The organism is Saccharomonospora azurea NA-128 (assembly GCF_000231055.2).
Classification (GTDB): domain Bacteria; phylum Actinomycetota; class Actinomycetes; order Mycobacteriales; family Pseudonocardiaceae; genus Saccharomonospora; species Saccharomonospora azurea.
Genome location: NZ_CM001466.1, coordinates 3,953,950 through 3,971,088, shown reverse-complemented (window position 1 = coordinate 3,971,088; position 17,139 = coordinate 3,953,950). Strand labels below are relative to the sequence as shown.

The 17,139-nt window shown below is 70.9% G+C and carries 13 protein-coding genes and 1 pseudogene; 9 read left to right on the top strand and 5 right to left on the bottom strand.

The annotated features are described in order from the left end of the window. Genes SACAZDRAFT_RS18290 through SACAZDRAFT_RS18250 form a run of 9 tightly spaced genes read left to right on the top strand, consistent with a single transcriptional unit; the run spans nucleotide 1 to nucleotide 8,410 of the window. Nucleotides 1–855, top strand: a complete 855-nt coding sequence (locus tag SACAZDRAFT_RS18290; protein WP_005444132.1) for an MlaE family ABC transporter permease — start codon at nucleotides 1–3, stop codon at nucleotides 853–855. Further along, nucleotides 852–2,138 carry an MCE family protein gene (locus SACAZDRAFT_RS18285; protein ID WP_005444131.1) on the top strand — a complete coding sequence of 429 codons (1,287 nt, stop codon included), beginning with the start codon at nucleotides 852–854 and terminating at the stop codon, nucleotides 2,136–2,138. Before SACAZDRAFT_RS18290 ends, SACAZDRAFT_RS18285 begins: the two co-directional genes overlap by 4 nt. Continuing rightward, on the top strand, nucleotides 2,135–3,145 hold the full coding sequence (locus SACAZDRAFT_RS18280) for an MCE family protein (protein WP_005444130.1): 1,011 nt from the start codon (nucleotides 2,135–2,137) through the stop codon (nucleotides 3,143–3,145). The genes SACAZDRAFT_RS18285 and SACAZDRAFT_RS18280 overlap by 4 nt, the downstream gene beginning before the upstream one ends. Next, on the top strand, nucleotides 3,142–4,122 hold the full coding sequence (locus SACAZDRAFT_RS18275; protein WP_005444129.1) for an MCE family protein: 981 nt from the start codon (nucleotides 3,142–3,144) through the stop codon (nucleotides 4,120–4,122). Before SACAZDRAFT_RS18280 ends, SACAZDRAFT_RS18275 begins: the two co-directional genes overlap by 4 nt. A gap of 5 nt (nucleotides 4,123–4,127) precedes the next feature. Next, complete coding sequence (locus tag SACAZDRAFT_RS18270; protein ID WP_005444128.1) at nucleotides 4,128–5,123, top strand: MCE family protein; 996 nt, start codon at nucleotides 4,128–4,130, stop codon at nucleotides 5,121–5,123. Next, nucleotides 5,120–6,178, top strand: coding sequence for an MCE family protein (locus SACAZDRAFT_RS18265; RefSeq protein WP_005444127.1), 1,059 nt, complete (start codon nucleotides 5,120–5,122; stop codon nucleotides 6,176–6,178). The genes SACAZDRAFT_RS18270 and SACAZDRAFT_RS18265 overlap by 4 nt, the downstream gene beginning before the upstream one ends. After that, nucleotides 6,178–7,362, top strand: a complete 1,185-nt coding sequence (locus SACAZDRAFT_RS18260) for an MCE family protein (protein WP_005444126.1) — start codon at nucleotides 6,178–6,180, stop codon at nucleotides 7,360–7,362. The genes SACAZDRAFT_RS18265 and SACAZDRAFT_RS18260 overlap by 1 nt, the downstream gene beginning before the upstream one ends. After that, nucleotides 7,344–7,868: a hypothetical protein gene (locus SACAZDRAFT_RS18255; protein ID WP_005444125.1), complete on the top strand. Its 525-nt coding sequence runs from the start codon at nucleotides 7,344–7,346 to the stop codon at nucleotides 7,866–7,868. The genes SACAZDRAFT_RS18260 and SACAZDRAFT_RS18255 overlap by 19 nt, the downstream gene beginning before the upstream one ends. Beyond that, on the top strand, nucleotides 7,865–8,410 hold the full coding sequence (locus tag SACAZDRAFT_RS18250; protein ID WP_005444124.1) for a hypothetical protein: 546 nt from the start codon (nucleotides 7,865–7,867) through the stop codon (nucleotides 8,408–8,410). Before SACAZDRAFT_RS18255 ends, SACAZDRAFT_RS18250 begins: the two co-directional genes overlap by 4 nt. 246 nt (nucleotides 8,411–8,656) lie before the next feature. On the opposite strand, the gene SACAZDRAFT_RS18245 is transcribed toward SACAZDRAFT_RS18250, so the two are convergent. The 5 genes and pseudogenes from SACAZDRAFT_RS18245 to SACAZDRAFT_RS18225 form a co-directional block, all read right to left on the bottom strand. Further along, complete coding sequence (locus SACAZDRAFT_RS18245; protein ID WP_232286435.1) at nucleotides 8,657–9,847, bottom strand: PucR family transcriptional regulator; 1,191 nt, start codon at nucleotides 9,845–9,847, stop codon at nucleotides 8,657–8,659. 198 nt (nucleotides 9,848–10,045) lie between these two features. Continuing rightward, the gene (locus SACAZDRAFT_RS18240; protein ID WP_005444122.1) at nucleotides 10,046–10,867 is read right to left on the bottom strand and encodes an arginase family protein; all 822 of its coding nucleotides are present in this window, start codon (nucleotides 10,865–10,867) and stop codon (nucleotides 10,046–10,048) included. Between the two features lie 93 nt (nucleotides 10,868–10,960). Beyond that, nucleotides 10,961–14,344 carry a pyruvate carboxylase gene (locus SACAZDRAFT_RS18235; protein WP_005444121.1) on the bottom strand — a complete coding sequence of 1,128 codons (3,384 nt, stop codon included), beginning with the start codon at nucleotides 14,342–14,344 and terminating at the stop codon, nucleotides 10,961–10,963. A 266-nt stretch (nucleotides 14,345–14,610) separates the two neighbouring features. Then, a complete protein-coding gene (gene recG, locus SACAZDRAFT_RS18230; protein WP_005444120.1) occupies nucleotides 14,611–16,764 on the bottom strand; it encodes an ATP-dependent DNA helicase RecG in 2,154 nt (717 codons plus the stop codon). Between the two features lies 1 nt (nucleotide 16,765). Beyond that, nucleotides 16,766–17,139, bottom strand: a pseudogene (locus SACAZDRAFT_RS18225) (DAK2 domain-containing protein); the annotation flags it as partial.

The window sequence follows — 17,139 nt, the reverse complement described above, 5'->3', positions numbered from 1 at the left end:
GTGACGACCACACCTGCACGGCCGCGCGCCGTCCGAGGGCTGGCGAGTCTCGACCGGAGACTGTCGTTCCTGGACACCATCGGCGAAGCGGTGCTGTTCAGCCTGCGGGCCCTGGCCTGGGTTCCCCGCGCGCTGCGGCGCTATCCACGCGAGATCGTGCGGCTGCTCGCCGAGGTGAGCTTCGGCAGCGGCGCGCTCGCGGTGATCGGCGGCACGGTCGGCGTCATGGTCGGCATGACCATGTTCACCGGGGTGGTCGTGGGCCTGCAGGGCTACACAGCCATGAACCAGGTGGGCACGGCGGCGTTCGCGGGCTTCATCTCCGCGTACTTCAACACCCGCGAGATCGCGCCGCTCGTCGCGGGCCTCGCGCTGTCGGCGACCGTGGGCTGCGGGTTCACGGCCCAGCTCGGTGCGATGCGGATCTCCGAGGAGGTCGACGCGCTGGAGGTGATGGGTGTGCCGAGTGTGCCGTACCTCGTGACCACCCGCATCATCGCCGGGTTCTGCGCGATCATCCCGCTCTACGCCGTCGGGCTGCTGACGTCGTACGTGGCGTCACGCCAGATCACGGTGTGGTTCTACGGCCAGTCCGAAGGCACCTACGACCACTACTTCTCGCTCTTCCTCCCGCCCGAGGACGTCCTCTGGTCGTTCGGGAAGGTGCTCATCTTCAGCGTCGTGGTGGTGCTGACGCACTGCTACTACGGCTACCACGCCCGAGGCGGTCCGGCGGGGGTCGGAGTCGCCGTCGGCCGTGGGGTCCGCACCGCCATCGTGGCGGTGGCCCTGCTGGACTTCTTCGCCAGCCTCGCCATCTGGGGTGCCACGACGACCGTGCGGGTGGCGGGATGAGGACGACACGACTGCGCAAGCTCGGAGTCCGGCTCACGGGAGTCGTGTTCTGCCTCGTCCTCGTGCTGCTGGTGGATCTGTCGGTGCGCATCTACGACAAGGAGTTCACGACGTCGGTGTCGGTCACGCTGCAGACCGACCGCGTGGGCAACCAGCTGCGGCAGTACTCCGACGTCAAGGCCCGCGGCGTGCTCGTCGGCGAGGTCCGCTCGATCACGGCGGTGCCCGACGGCGCCGAGATCGAGCTGGCCCTCGACCCCGACACCGTGTCGCGCCTGCCGAAGGACGTGACGGCCCTGCTCGTGCCGAAGACGCTGTTCGGCGAGCGGTACGTGCAGCTGTCCATTCCCGACGACTCGACCGCCGCGCCGCTGGCCGACGGCGACGTGATCGACCAGGACCGTTCGGAGAACGCGGTCGAGCTGGAGCGCGCGTTCGACGAGCTGCTTCCCGTGCTCCAGTCCGTGCAACCGCACAAGCTCTCCAGCACCCTCAGCGCCGTGGCCACCGCCCTCGACGGGCGTGGTGAGCAGCTCGGCGACACGTTGGTGCAGGCGGCGAACTACCTGGAGGAGTTCAATCCGAACCTGCCCGCGCTGCACGAGAACATCCGCGACCTCGGCGAGGTGGCCCAGCTCTACGGCGACATCTCCCCCGACCTGCTCGACGCGCTCACCGACACCGCGGTGACGCTCGGCACGGTGGAGGAGCAGGGACCCGAACTGCGCGGCCTGTACGCGCAGGTGACCACGACCTCGGGCGACGTCAGCGCGTTCCTGCACGCCAACGCCGACAACCTCATCCGCCTGTCCGCCGAGAGCCGAGCGCCGCTGGAGGTCGCCGCCCGCTACTCGCCGAGCTTCGCCTGCACGCTGCGCGCGCTCGACGAGTTGACCCCCGCCATGGACGCCGTCCTGGGCAAGGGCACGGACAAGCCGGGACTGCGCATGCAGGGCAGTCTCGTCACCGAACCGCGTGGCGCGTACGTCCCCGGTGCCGACGATCCCGCCTACACCGCCGACACCGGGCCGCGCTGCTATCCCAGCGGCGTCACTCCACGCGAAGGCATGGCGCCTTCCCGGCCCGAACAGGGTGCCGAGGCACTGGTTCCCGACCGCGGCGGCGACGACGTGGACCTCGGGCTGCCGAACTCACCCCAGGAACGTCAGCTGCTGTCCACCCTGCTCGCCGGGGAGCTCGGCGTCGGCGTCGACCGGGTGCCCGAGTGGAGCAGTGTCCTCGTGGGACCCGTCTACCGGGGCACGGAGGTGACCCTGAAGTGAGAAATCTGGCCGGTCCCCTGCTCAAGGGACTCGCGTTCATCCTGGTGACCACGGTCGCGACGGCGTTACTCGCGCTGTCGATCTCGAACGTCGGGGTGGACGACCGGACCTCGTACAGCGCGCGGTTCACCGACGTCACCTCGCTCAACCCGGGCGACGACGTGCGGATCGCGGGAGTACGCGTCGGGCAGGTGGACGAGTTGGAGATCGTCGACCGGCACCTCGCCCGCGTGCACTTCTCGGTGGAGTCGGGCCGACGGCTTCCCGCCGACACCACGGCGATCATCCGCTACCGCAACATGCTGGGCCAGCGCTACGTCGCCCTCGAACGCGGCGAGTACCCCGAGCCCGCGCATCTCGACCCGGGCGCGGAGATCCCCCTGGACCGCACTCGACCGGCGTTGGACCTCACCGAACTGTTCCAGGGCTTCCAGCCGCTGTTCTCCGCGCTCGACCCGGAGGAGGTCAACCAGCTCTCCGGCGAGATCGTCCAGGTGTTGCAGGGCGAGAGCGGCACCGTGGAGAGCCTGCTCGCCCACACCGGCTCGTTGACCGCCACACTCGCCGACCGCGACAAGGTGATCGGCGAGGTGATCACGAACCTCAACTCGGTGCTCGACACCATCAACACCGAGGGCGACGCCCTCACCACACTCGTGTCGACGCTGCAGGACCTCGTGTCCGGGCTCGCCGACGACCGCGCGGCCATCGGCGAGTCCGTCGAGGGCATGGCGGAGCTCACCACGGCCACGGCCGGGCTGTTCGACCTGGCGCGCCGGCCGCTCAAGGAGAGCATCGCCGAACTGGGCGAGGTGTCCGACACCCTGGTGTCCGGTTCGGACGACCTGGAACGGTTCCTCGTCACCACGCCGGAGAAGTTCACCGCGATCGGCCGCACCGCCTCCTACGGCTCGTTCCTCAACGTCTACCTCTGCGAAGCGGTGCTGCTCACCGATCCCCCCACCGGTATCCACGACGGACCCCTGCCCGCGAGGTGCGGCCGATGACGTCCTTCCGCGAACGCAACCCGCTGACCCTCGGCGTCGTGGGCACGGTCCTGCTGGCCGGTGTCACCGTCGCGACGGTCAACTACGAGTACCTGCCACTCGTCGGAGGCGGCACGACCTACCAGGCCGAGTTCTCCGAGGCCGCCGGACTCCTGCCGTCCAACGAGGTGCGCGTCGCCGGGATCAAGGTGGGCGAGGTCACCGACGTCGAGCTCGCCGAGGACCGCGTGCTCGTCTCCTTCCGCGTCAGCGACGCGTGGGTCGGCAACCGGACGACCGCCGAAATCAAGATCAAGACATTGCTGGGGCAGAAGTACCTCGCCCTGCACCCCACCGGCGACGCCGTGCTCGACCCCGACCAGCCGATCCCGCTCGGCCGCACCACCACGCCCTACGACGTCACCACCGCGTTCGAACGCCTCGCGAGCACCGCGGGCGCCATCGACACCGACCGGCTCGCCGAGAGCTTCCGCACGCTCAGCGAGACGTTCGACGGCGCCGAGGAGCACGTCCGCGGCGCCCTCGACGGCCTCACCGCGCTGTCGACGACCATCGCGTCGCGGGACGACGAACTGTTCGAACTGCTCGACAACGCGCACACCGTGGCCGACGTGCTCGCCGACTCCAGCGACGAGTTCGAACGCCTCATCGAGGACGGCAACCTCCTGCTCACCGAACTCGACCAGCGACGCGACGCCATCCACCAGCTCCTCACGGGCGCGCGCGACCTCGCCGAGCAGATCTCCGGGCTCGTCGCCGACAACGCCGAGCAACTCGGCCCCACACTCGACTCGCTGAACGACGTCACCGACATCCTCCAGCGGCACCGCGACGACCTGGACCGGACGCTCGAACTCGCCGGACCGTACTTCCGCGTCGTGAACAACGCCGTGGGCAGCGGCCGCTGGCTCGACGCCTACCTGTGCGGGCTCGTTCCCGACAACCGTGCTCCCTGCGTACCACCGGATCGGAGGTGAGGACCGTGTGGACCCGGCTGAATCGGCTACGGAACGCACGGATCGTCACGGTGCTCGTCGTGGCCGCCGTCGTGACGGCCGGAGCGCTGTGGTGGGTGTTCGGCACCCCGAGCGACAAGACCGTGACGGCGTACTTCGACCGCGCCGTCGGCGTGTACGCCGGCTCGGACGTGAAGGTGCTCGGGGTCCGCGTCGGCGAGGTCGTGGAGGTGACCCCCGAACCGTCGCGGGTACGGCTGACGCTGTCCGTGGCCGCCGACACGCCCGTGGCCCGCGAGACGCGGGCGCTCATCGTCTCGCCCAGCGTGGTGGCCGACCGTTACGTGCAGCTCTCCGACCTCGCACGTGGTGGCCCGCGCCTCGACGACGGCGCCGTGATCCCCCGCTCGCGCACCGCCGTGCCGGTGGAACTCGACGAGCTGTACGAGAGCCTCGACGACCTCGCCACCGCGCTCGGCCCCGACGGGGCCAACGCCGACGGGGCGTTGTCCGACCTCCTCGACACCGGCGCCGACGTGCTGCACGGCAACGGGGAGTCGTTCGCGCAGACCGTGCGCAACTTCGGTGACCTGACCCGCACACTCGCCGACTCCGACGACGACCTCTTCGCCACCGTCGAGTCGCTGGCCGCGTTCACGGCGATGCTGGCGGGCAACGACACCCAGGTGCGCGAGGCGACCGAGCAGCTGTCGAACGTGGCCGACATCCTCGCCACCGACAAGGAGGAACTGTCGGCCGCACTCGCGACCCTCGGCGACGCGCTGGCCGACCTGCAATCGTTCGTCGCCGACCACCGCGCCGCACTGAAGTCCGGTGTGGATGATCTCGCCGACCTCACTCAAATCGTGGTGGAACGGCGCGCCTCCCTCGCCGAGGCGCTCGACGTCGCCCCCGCCGCCGCGGAGAACGCCTACAACACCTTCGACCCCCGCAGCGGCACGCTCCAGGGCCGCATCAACCCGCTGGAGTACGCGGAAAACGCCTCGGGAGGTGGGCGGTGACGCGACGAACCGCGTTCGGGAGTGTGGCCGTGCTCGCCTGCCTGCTGGTCGGCGGGTGTGCCGCACCGGAGTTCGGAGGCGTGCAGGACCTGCCCCTGCCCGGCGGCGCCGACCTCGGCGACGAGCCGTACCGGGTGATGGCGCACTTCGACGACGTGCTGGACCTCGTGCCGCACGCGGCCGTGAAGGTCAACGACGTGCCCGTCGGCCGGGTCGCGTCGATCGAGCTCGCCGACGGCGACGACTGGCAGGCGAAGGTCGTCCTGCTCGTCAACGGCGACGTCGACCTGCCCGCCGACACGCTCGCCAACATCCGCCAGTCGAGCCTGCTCGGTGAGAAGTTCGTCGAACTCGCCGCACCCGACCACGACGAACCCCGCGCCTCCCTCGCCGACGGCGATCTCATCCCCGTGTCGCGCACCAACCGCCACGTCGAGGTCGAGGAGGTCTTCGGCGCGCTGTCGCTGCTGCTCAACGGCGGCGGTATCGCCCAGCTGCGCACGATCAACCACGAGCTCAACCAGGTGATGACCGGCAACGAGGCCGAGATCAAGGAGTTCCTCTCGCACGTCGATCACCTCGTGTCCGATCTGGACGACCACCGCGACGAGATCGTGGCCGCTCTCGACGGCCTGAACCGGCTCTCGACCACCCTCTCCGAGCGTGAGGACGCCATCCGGGGCGCACTCAACGACCTCACCCCCGGGCTGGAGGAACTGCGCGACCAGCGCGAGCAGCTCGTCACCATGCTGGAGTCGCTCGACGAGCTCTCCGACGTCGCCGTGGACGTGATCCACAAGACCAGGGAGGACCTCGTGGCCGACCTGGAAGCACTCGCCCCCACGCTCGACGGGCTCGCCGACGCCGGGCAGTCCCTGCCCCGCTCGCTGGAGATCCTCGCGACGTTCCCGTTCACCGACACCGTGCTCGACGGCATCGAGGGCGACTACCTCAACACGTTCGTCGAGGTCGTGCCCACCGACGGCTACACCGCGCCGATTCCCCTGCTCCCGCTGCCGACCACCGACTCCCCCGCCGAGGAAGGTGATCGCTGATGCTCACCCGACGCATCAGGACCCAACTCGTCGCGTTCGTGGTCGTGGCGCTCACCGCCACCGCGTTCGTCGGCGCCAACTACGCGGGGCTCGGACGGCTCTTCGGTGCGGGCGGCCCGATCGTGCGCCTCCAACTCGCCGACGGCGGAGGGCTCTTCCGCGGAAGCGAGGTGACCTACCGCGGCGTGGCCGTCGGCGAGGTCGAGGGCCTGCGGCTCACCGACGACGGCATGGAGGCCGACCTCCTGCTCCACGACGACGCCCCTCCCATCCCGGCGAACTCGCGGGCCGTCGTCGCCAACCGCTCGGCCGTCGGCGAGCAGTACGTGGATCTGCAACCCCGCACCGGGCAGGGCCCCTACCTGACCGACGGATCGGTGATCCCCGAGACGTCGACCGCGGTACCGCTGGGTGTGGACGCGCTGCTCGGCAACCTCACCGCGTTCACCGAGTCGTTGCCCACGGAGTCGCTGCAGACGGTGGTGGACGAGCTCTACACCGCCTTCCAGGGCACCGGCGACGACCTCCAGGTGCTGCTCGACTCCTCGCGCGAGTTCACCCGGACCGCCACCGAGTACCTGCCGCAGACCTCCGCCCTCATCCAGGACGGGGCCACCGTGCTGCGCACCCAGGCGGAGTCGGCCGACGCCTGGCGGTCGTTCGCTCACGACGCCAAAGACTTCGCCGCCGAACTCGCCGACGCGGACGGCGACCTGCGCGAGCTCATCGCCCACGCCCCCACGGCCGCCGTCGAGGTGAGCGCACTGCTGCGCGACACCGACCCCGGCCTGTCGGTGCTCGTGGCGAACCTGCTGACGACGTCCCACCTGTTCTCGTCCCGAGTGGACGGCATGGAGCACCTGTTCGTGATGCTGCCGAAGGCCACGGCCGCCACGTCGGCCGCCCTCGACGGCGACGAGTTCTCGGTGGCCCTGTCGTTCTTCGAACCCTTGCCGTGCGTGCGGGGATACGAGGGCACCCGGTACCGCAACGGCGAGGACACCGGCGACGCGCCGTTCAACACCGACGCGCGCTGCACGCTGCCGTCCGGCTCCGCACCCGCGCGCACCTCGCAGCACGTACCCCAGGGCGGGCTGCCGCTCGTGGCCCGGCCCGGCGTCCTCACCGGTGACGACAACACCCGCGAATCGCTGGAGGACCTGCTGTGGCTCGACGAGGAGTGACCCGGGCGCTCACCGGACTCGGGATCGCCGCGGTGGTCGCCGCCGCCGTGTTCGCGGTGTGGGGAGGACTCGCCTGGCTCTCCGCCGCGACCGACGACGGCCTCGATGCCGCCGACGCGCGCGACGACGCCCTGCGCCAGGGCCGCGACCGCGTCGCGGAGCTGACGACCATGGACCACACCGATGTCGACGAGGGCGTGCGCCGGTGGTTGTCCGCCACCACGGGCGCGCTGCACTCCGAGCTGAAGAACACCGATCCCGCGACGCTCACGGCCGTCGAGCAGGCGGGCACCGTCGCCACGGGCACCGTGCTGCACGCGGCGCTCAGCGAGTTCGACCCCACGCGCGGGCGCGCCACGCTGCTGGCCTCGGTGGAGATCACGAACGCCCGCGACGGTGCCGAACCGACGTACACGCGCACCCGCTACCGCGCCCAGCTCCGGCACACCGACGACGACTGGAAGGTCGAGTCCTTCGAGACGGTGCCCGTCGGAGGGGCCGAATGAACCGCCGGTTCGTCACGCTCCTCGTCGTCGCGGCGCTGCTCGCCGGGCTCGGCGCCGTGGGCACGGTGCTCGCCCGGTCGATGCGGACCTCCGAGACCGCGACCAACGTCGCTCACATCGACGTCGAGGCCACTCGGGAGGTGCGGTCGGCCGTGGGTCGGGGGGTCAACAAGGTGTTCACCTACCGCTTCGACGACGTCGAGGCGACCGAACGCGCCGCCGAGGACCTGCTGCGCGGCCCGGCGCGGGAGCAGTACCGGCAGCTGTTCACCCGGATCAGCGACAACGCGCCGGAGCAGCGGCTCTCCGTCACGACCCGGGTGGTCGACTCCGCCGTGCTGTCGTTGACCTCGGATCGGGCCGAGGTCGTGGTGTTCCTCGACCAGACCGCCGAGCGGGGCGTCGGCGGCGATGCCGAACCGGCCTCCGAGCCGACCTCCGAGCCGACCTCGTCGGGCGCGACGTCGGCGGGCGCGACGCTGCTGGTCACCGCGACCCACCACGACGACCGCTGGTTCATCACGAACCTGTCCCAACCCTGACCCACCGTGTCCGCGCTTCCCGCACGCGTGTCCGCACCTCACGCACGCATGTCCGCGCTTCCCGCACGCATGTCCGCACTTCCCGTACCCGTGTCCGCACCTCACGCACGCATGTCCGCGCCGTGCGACGCCAACACGCGTACGCAGGCCGCGGACACGATGCCACGCCCCACCCCGGCGTACGGGAAGTGCCAACACCCGTACGCAGACTGCGGACACGCGTGCGCAGCACGCGGACACGGTGGTTCAGGAGCGGCGGAGACCGGCGCCGTGCTGCCACGGTGCCGACGGCAGCGTGCGCAGCGCCAGTTCGAGCTCGAACCGCGCGTCCGGGTCGTGCAGCCGCTCGCCGAACATCGCCTCCAGCTGCCGCATCCGATACCGCACCGTCTGCGGATGCACGGACAGCTTCTCGGCCATGGCCAGCACGTGGCCCTGCGCGTCCAGCCAGGCCCGCAACGTCTCCAGCACCCGCTCCCGCTGCCTCGGAGTGAGGCCGTCGAGCGTGGCGAGCAGCCTGGCCCGCAGTTGCGCCGCCAACGCCTCGTCCGAATGCAGCATCAGCACGGGCAGGCACTCCTGCGCCCACACCACCCTGCGCGGCGGGAGCACACCCTCGTCGACGAGCCCGAGGGCCTTGCGCGCCCAGCGCAGCGAGTCGGCGACGGCATCCAGCGGCACGCACGGCCCGACCGCGAACCGGCACCTCGGCAACGCCTGTTCCAGCATGGCGAGCCGCTCGCGGGTCAGGGTGCCGGGCACGAGCAGGCGCGGTTCGACGCCCGTCAGTTCGGCGAGGACGTCGGCGTCGAGCGGTGGCCGGTAGCCGCCTTTGATCGGCAGCAGTGGACGCACCGCCACCGGCGTGGCGGTCCTGGGTGTGGCCCACCCGATCAGCTGCGCGAGTTCGTCGAGCGCCTCCGGCGGCACGGCGGGACGTTCGAGGATGAGCTGGAGCAGCCGCCGGCGCCAGGTGTCGAGCGCGTCGGCGGAGCCGGCCTTCGCCTCGAGGAACCCGTCGAGCGCCACCGAGGCCAGCTCGTCCATGAACCCGAGCATCGTGTCGGCCAGCTGCGACATCACCGTCGACGAGAACCCGCCGTTGCGCCCGACCTCCATGATCCGCCGCCACGCCACCCGCGCTCCCACGCGGTAGGCGGCCTGCAACGTGTCGAGGCTGCGACCCTCGCGCATCTCGTACTGGCCGAGCCTGCGGTGCACCTCGTGGGCGTGGTGTTTCGACGCCGTCGGGTCGGCGATCTGGGCGAGGAACAGCGACACCGCGTGCTGGACTCCGGCCCTGATGCTCTTGCCGTACGGGCCGTCGAGGGGCCTGCGGTACTCCGGGATGAGGGCGCGGATCTCGGCGACGATCTCGTCGGCCACGCTCTCCAGCTCGGGTCGCATGATCTGCGCGAGTTGTCCTGGAAGCACCATCGCTTCGGCGGTCTCGTCCGCTGCTCCTCCCGTCACACCGACAAGCTCCTTCCCACAACTCTGGGGGATTCCACTCGCGACGTCCCGGCCCGACGATGATCGAAAAAGGTATCACCGGAATCACAGCCGCGGCCGGTCTTCGTGCTGATCTGACGAAATCTTCCGGCCACCTTGTGCGAGAATGACAACGCGTGGTGCTCAGGCCCTCAGGCGGCGGGCCAGCGCGTCCACCACAGGGACCAGCGCCGACGCCTCCATCCGGTCGGACGCCGTGCACTCCGTGATCGCGGCGCCGACGACGCGGAACTCCGCGAGCGCGTCGAGGCAGGCGACGAGGCGTTCGATGGTGAGGCCGCCGGGTTCGTGGTAGTGCGTGCCCGCGAACGCGTTCGGATCGAGCACGTCGACGTCGACGTGGACGTACAGGGCCTCCGCGCCGGACTCGCGCACGGCGGTGACCACCTGCTCCGGCCGGGCGGGCGGCGGCACGTGGCGGAGCAGCCCGGACCGCACGGCCTCCGCCTCCGACCGGTCGAACGATCGCGTGCCCACCAGCACCGCGCGGCCGGGTTCGACCGCCGGGTTCGCCACGAACTCGTCGTCCCCCTCGCCCAGCAGCGCCCTCAGCACCATGCCGTGGAAGGCGGCGGACGGTGAGGTGTCGGCCGTGTTCGCATCGGCGTGCGCGTCGAACCACAGCACCCCGAGCCCCGGCCCGTACCGGTAGCGGGCGACCCCGATCGGCACGAGGTCGCTCCCGCAGTCACCACCCAGGGTCAGGACGGGCCCCTCCGGATTCTCCAGAGCGGCCAGCTGCGCGGTCCGGTTGTCCAGCAGCGCGGCACGGTTGCGGACACCGTGCTCGGTCGGTGAACCCTCGGCACCGACGGGCACCCGCAACACCGGTGTGTCCAGCAGCTCCTCGGTGAGTGAGGCGAGTTCCGCGCATCCGGCGGGCAGCCGGGACACCGCGTTCGGCCAACCCGCTCCCTGCCACTGCGCCACGGCATGAACACGCATGCGGTCACGCTAGTGGGCGCGACGGCCGAAGGCCATGGCTCCGCCCGTCCGTCGCAGCGGAGCCGGCCCTCGGGCCTCGCCGGACCGGCGGCGCTACTCCAGCACCACCAGCAGGTCGCCGCCCTCCACCTGCTGCACCGAGCTGATGGCCAGCCGCGCCACCCGGCCGCCCTCCGGTGCGGTGATGGCGGCCTCCATCTTCATGGCCTCGATGGTGGCCACGGTGTCGCCCGCCTCGACGGTGTCGCCTTCGGACACCGTCGCCGTCACGACCCCGGCGAACGGGGCCGCGACGTGCTTCGGGTTGCTCTTGTCGGCCTTCTCCTTCGCGGGCAGGTCGACGGCCACCGAGCGGTCGCGGACCTGGATGGGCCGCAGCTGCCCGTTCAGCGACGCCATGACGGTGCGGATACCGCGTTTGTCGGCCTCGCCGATGGCCTCCAGCTCGATGAGCAACCGGACACCGGGCTCCAGGTCGACCGGGTACTCCTCCCCCGGCCTCAGGCCGTAGAAGAAGTCCTTGCTGGGCAACACGCTCGTGTCGCCGTACGCCTGGCGGTGGGTCTCGAACTCCGTCGTCGGGCCGGGGAACAGCAGACGGTTGAGGGTCGCCCTCCGGTCCTTCGCCAGTGCCCGCCGGTCGTCGTCGGACAGCTCGACGGTGGACGTGGCCTCGGCCCGCCCCCGCAGCGCCTTGCTGCGGAACGGCTCGGGCCAGCCCCCGGGCGGGTCGCCCAGTTCACCGCGCAGAAACCCGATTACGGACGCCGGGATGTCGTACTTGTTCGGCTCGGCCTCGAAGTCCTCGGGCGACACTCCCGCGCCGACGAGGTGCAGCGCGAGGTCACCGACCACCTTGGACGACGGCGTCACCTTCACGAGGTGACCGAGGATACGGTCCGCGGCGGCGTACATCGCCTCGATCTCCTCGAAGCGGTCGCCGAGACCGAGCGCCACGGCCTGGGTGCGCAGGTTCGACAACTGTCCACCCGGGATCTCGTGGTGGTACACGCGACCGGTCGGCGAGGCCAGGCCCGCCTCGAACGGCGCGTAGATCTTGCGCACGATCTCCCAGTACGGTTCGAGCTCGCCGACCGCGCCGAGGTCGAGGCCCGTCGGCCGCTCGGAGTGGTCGAACGCGGCCACGATCGCCGACAGCGACGGTTGCGACGTCGTGCCCGCCATCGACGCCACCGCGCCGTCCACGGCGTCGGCACCCGCATTGACGGCCGCGAGGTACGTCGCGAGCTGCCCGCCCGCCGTGTCGTGCGTGTGGATGTGCACGGGCAGGTCGAACTCCTTGCGCAGCGCACTCACCAGGCGCGCCGCGGCGGGTGCCCGCAGCAACCCGGCCATGTCCTTGATGGCCAGGACGTGCGCGCCCGCGCCGACGATCTGCTCGGCCAGCTTGAGGTAGTAGTCGAGCGTGTAGATCTTCTCGTCGGGGTCCGACAGGTCGGAGGTGTAGCAGAGGGCGACCTCCGCGACGGCCGTGCCCGTCGCCCGGACGGCCTCGATCGCGGGCCGCATCTGCTCGACGTCGTTGAGCGCGTCGAAGATGCGGAAGATGTCGATGCCCGTGGCGGTGGCCTCCTCGACGAACGCCTCGGTCACCTCCGTCGGGTACGGCGTGTACCCCACCGTGTTGCGGCCACGCAGCAGCATCTGGAGACAGATGTTGGGCATCGCCTCGCGCAACGCCGCGAGCCGCTCCCACGGGTCCTCGGCGAGGAACCGCAACGCCACGTCGTAGGTGGCGCCGCCCCAGCACTCCACCGACAGCAGCTCCGGCAGGGTGCGGGCCACCACCGGGGCGACCGCGAGCAGGTCCTTCGTCCTCACCCGGGTGGCGAGCAGCGACTGGTGGGCGTCGCGGAACGTCGTGTCGGTGACGCCGATGGTCGGCGACGACCGCAACCACCGCGCGAACCCCTCGGGACCGAGCTCGGTGAGCTTCTGCTTCGACCCGGCGGGCGGCTCGCCCGGCGACACGGACGGCAGCTTGGTGACCGGGTCGATCAACCGGGGGCGCTCCCCCTGCGGCTTGTTCACGGTCACGTCGGCGAGGTAGGTGAGCAGCCTCGTGCCGCGGTCGGCCGAATGCCGTGCCGTCAGCAGGTGCGGGCGCTCCTCGATGAACGCCGTGGTGACCCGGCCCGCCCGGAAGTCGGGGTCGTCCAGAACCGCCTGGAGGAACGGAATGTTGCTGGCCACACCGCGGATCCGGAACTCCGCCACCGCGCGCCGCGCCTTGTCGACCGCCGTCTCGAACGTGCGACCCCGGCAGGTGAGCTTCACCAGCATCGAGTCGAAGTGCGCGCTGATCTCCGTGCCCGCGAACGTGGTCCCGCCGTCGAGCCGGATACCCGACCCGCCCGGCGAGCGGTAGGCGCTGATCATGCCGGTGTCCGGGCGGAACCCGTTGGCGGGATCCTCCGTGGTGATCCGGCACTGCAACGCCGCACCACGCAGGTACACCGTGTCCTGCGACAGACCGAGGTCGGGAAGAGTCTCGCCCGCCGCGATCCGCAGCTGCGCCTGCACCAGGTCGACGTCGGTGACCTCCTCGGTCACCGTGTGCTCCACCTGGATCCGCGGGTTCATCTCGATGAAGACGTGGTTGCCGTCCGGGTCGACGAGGAACTCCACCGTGCCCGCGTTGCGGTAGCCGATCTGCCGGGCGAAGCGCACGGCGTCGGCGCAGATGCGTTCCCGCAGCTCGGGATCGAGGTTCGGCGCCGGGGCCAGCTCGACCACCTTCTGGTGCCTGCGCTGCACCGAGCAGTCGCGCTCGTAGAGGTGGATGACGCCGTTCTCGTCGCCGGTGCCGTCGCTGAGGATCTGCACCTCGATGTGGCGGGGCCGTACGACCGCCTTCTCCAGGAACACCGTCGGGTCACCGAACGCCGACTCCGCCTCCCGGGCCGCGGCCTCGATCGAATCCCTCAGCGACGCGCGGTCCTTCACGAGCCGCATGCCTCGGCCACCGCCGCCCGCGACCGCCTTGACGAACACGGGGAAACCGAGTTCCTCGGCGTCCCGGACGAGAGTGTCCACATCGGAAGACGGCTCCGACGAGCCGAGCACCGGCACACCGGCCGCGCGGGCGGCGGCCACGGCGCGCGCCTTGTTGCCCGTGAGCTCCAGGACCTCGGCGCTGGGACCGACGAACGTGATGCCCGCGTCGGCGCACGCGCGGGCGAGATCCGGATTCTCCGAGAGGAAGCCGTATCCGGGATAGATCGCGTCGGCACCCGCCCGCTGCGCGGCGGACACGATCTCGTCCACCGACAGGTACGCCCGCACCGGGTGGCCGGGCTGACCGATCTGGTACGCCTCATCGGCCTTCAACCGGTGGACGGAGTTTCGATCCTCGTGGGGGAACACCGCGACCGTTCCCGCGCCCAGCTCGTACGCTGCGCGAAACGCTCGGATCGCGATCTCGCCACGGTTGGCGACGAGTACCTTGCGGAACATTCCCGTTCCTTCCTCGTATGGAGCGGTCGCGAGCACGTTACCTCGGTTGCCGTGCTCGAAGGGAGAGCAACGGCCAGTGACGGGTCTCATGCGCCGAAGCCGTATCCCCTGTCGGGAGTACCCCGAACACCGTGTCCGCACCTCACGCACGCGTGTCCGCACTTCCCGTACGCGTGTCCGCGCCTCGCGCACGTGTGTCCGCAGTGTGGGACGGCAACATGCGTACGCAGAATGCGAACACGCGTACGCAGCTCGCGGACACGGCGTCAGGATTTCTCCAGATACTCCGCTCGTTCGTCGTCGATCGTCTGGGCGGCCAACGCGGCGAGGCCGGGATGGTCGCGCAGGTCCGGGTCGGCCGACACCACCTGCCGAGCCACCCGGCGCGACTGCGCGATCACGTGTTCGTCGCGCAGCAGGGACAGGAGCTTGAGCCCGGAGCGCTTGCCGGACTGCGCCGCGCCGAGGATGTCGCCCTCCCTGCGCAGCTCCAGGTCCAGCTTCGACAACTCGAACCCGTCGGTGGTCGACTCGACGGCGCTGAGCCGCGCCCTGGCGGCGGTGCCGTCCAGCGCCTCGGTGACCAGCAGGCACAGTCCCGGCACGTCGCCCCGGCCCACACGGCCGCGGAGCTGGTGGAGCTGGCTGACCCCGAACCGGTCCGCGTCCATGATCACCATGAGGGTGGCGTTGGGGACGTTGACGCCGACCTCGATGACGGTGGTCGCCACGAGCACGTCCAGCTCGCCCTCGGCGAACGCGCGCATCACGGCGTCCTTGTCGTCGCTGGGCAGCCTCCCGTGCAGGACCCCGACCCGCAGGCCCGCGAGCGGGCCGTTCTCCAGCTCCGGGGCGAGCTCGAGCACGGCGATCGCCGGCCGTTCGGTCTTGTCCGACGGCGGTTCGTCGCCGATGCGAGGACACACGACGTAGGCCTGGTGCCCCTTGCCGACCTCCTCGCGCAGCCGCTGCCACGCCCGGTCGAGCCACGCCGGTTTCTCGGCGGCGGGCACCACGGTGGTCGCGATCGGGGAACGCCCGGACGGGAGCTGCCGCAGCGACGACGTCTCCAGGTCGCCGTACACGGTCATGGCGACGGTGCGCGGGATGGGCGTCGCGGTCATCACCAGCACGTGGGGACTGACGTCGTCGCCCGCACGCGCGCGCAGCGCGTCCCGCTGCTCGACGCCGAACCGGTGCTGCTCGTCGACGACCACGAACGCCAGGTCGGCGAAGGACACGTGTTCGCCGAGCAGAGCGTGGGTGCCGACGACGATGCCCGCCGATCCGCTCGCCGCGTCGAGCAACGCCTGCTTGCGCTGCTTCGCGGGCATCGATCCGGTGAGCAGCGTGACGCGCGTGGCGCACTCGGATCCGCCGAGTTCGCCCGCCTTCGCGAGGTCGCCGAGCAACTCGCGCAACGACCGTGCGTGCTGGGCGGCGAGGACCTCGGTCGGCGCGAGCAACGCCGCCTGCCTGCCGGCGTCCACGACCTGCAGCATCGCCCGCAGCGCGACGATGGTCTTGCCGCTGCCGACCTCGCCCTGCAGGAGGCGGTTCATCGGGTGTTCGCCCGCGAGATCGGCGCGCAGTGCCTCGCCGACCTCGCGCTGGCCGTCGGTGAGCTCGAACGGCAGTCGCGCGTCGAACGCCTCGGCGATGCCGCCGGACTTCGGCGAGCACGCGGGCGCCGGGCGCGCCCCGGAGGACTGCCTCCGCTGAGCCAGCACGAGTTGCACGGCCAGCGCCTCGTCCCACTTGAGCCGGGTGCGGGCGGCGGCCAGCTCGGCGTCGCTGCGCGGCCGGTGGATGGCGTGCAACGCGTCGAACAGCGTGATCAGGTCGTGGTCCCGGCGGAGCGTCTCGGGCAGCGGGTCGGGCTCGTGGTCGAGCATCTCCAACGTCTGGTGCACGGCCTTGGAGATCCGCCACGAGGGCAGACCCTGCGCCGCGGGATACACGGGAATGATCTGCGCGAGGAAGTCGTCCACGCTCGACAACCCGTCGTCGGACTCGATCAGCTCGTACTCGGGGTTGGCGAGCTGGAGCGAACGGCGGAACGCGGTGACCTTGCCCGCGAACAAGCCCGTCCGGCCCGGCCGCAGTTCCCGCTCGCGCCACGTCTGGTTGCCGAAGAACGCACACGACAGCCTGCGCTGACCGTCGGTGATGGTGACGTCGAGGATCGATCCCTTGCGGGAGCGCATCGGCCGTTTCGTGGTGCTCTCGACGCGCGCGAGCACGGTGACGTGCTCCCCGAGCTCCAACCCGGCGATGTCGGTGAGTTCGCCGCGCTGGGCGTAGCGCCGCGGGTAGTGCCGCAGGAGGTCGCCGACGGTGTGCAGGTCGAGCGCGGACGCCAGCGCGTCCGCCGTGCGTGCGCCCACGACGTCCGTGAGCCTGTCCGCCAACACCGCCATGTCACTCCACACCCATCAGCAGCACCGCATCGGTCTGCCCACCGGGATAGCACACCAGTTCGACGTCGGGCCGCTCGGTGCGCACGTGGTCGGTGAGTGCGTCGGCGATGCCGTCGGGCGCGTGTTCGCCGGTGAGGACGGTGACGAGCTCGCCGCCCACCGCGAGCATGCGGTCCAGCACACCCGTGGCGGCGCGAACCATCCGTCCCTCGGAATCGCCCGGTTCGATGAGCACCACCTCACCGTCGACCAGGCCGATCACATCGCCCGCGGCGGCCCTGCCGACCCACGTGATGGCGTCCTCGGCGGCCACCACGATCTCGGCCCGGCGGGTCGCGGCCGCCGCCTCGGCCATGGCGACGACGTCGGCGCCCG

What these genes read in the sequence shown, in the direction of transcription:
- SACAZDRAFT_RS18250 (WP_005444124.1), top strand. Translation starts at nt 7,865, where the DNA reads ATGAACCGCCGGTTCGTCACGCTCCTCGTCGTCGCGGCGCTGCTCGCC.
- SACAZDRAFT_RS18275 (WP_005444129.1), top strand. Translation starts at nt 3,142, where the DNA reads ATGACGTCCTTCCGCGAACGCAACCCGCTGACCCTCGGCGTCGTGGGC.
- SACAZDRAFT_RS18235 (WP_005444121.1), bottom strand. Translation starts at nt 14,344, where the DNA reads ATGTTCCGCAAGGTACTCGTCGCCAACCGTGGCGAGATCGCGATCCGA.
- SACAZDRAFT_RS18240 (WP_005444122.1), bottom strand. Translation starts at nt 10,867, where the DNA reads ATGCGTGTTCATGCCGTGGCGCAGTGGCAGGGAGCGGGTTGGCCGAAC.
- SACAZDRAFT_RS18245 (WP_232286435.1), bottom strand. Translation starts at nt 9,847, where the DNA reads ATGGTGCTTCCAGGACAACTCGCGCAGATCATGCGACCCGAGCTGGAG.
- recG (WP_005444120.1), bottom strand. Translation starts at nt 16,764, where the DNA reads ATGGCGGTGTTGGCGGACAGGCTCACGGACGTCGTGGGCGCACGCACG.
- SACAZDRAFT_RS18285 (WP_005444131.1), top strand. Translation starts at nt 852, where the DNA reads ATGAGGACGACACGACTGCGCAAGCTCGGAGTCCGGCTCACGGGAGTC.
- SACAZDRAFT_RS18260 (WP_005444126.1), top strand. Translation starts at nt 6,178, where the DNA reads ATGCTCACCCGACGCATCAGGACCCAACTCGTCGCGTTCGTGGTCGTG.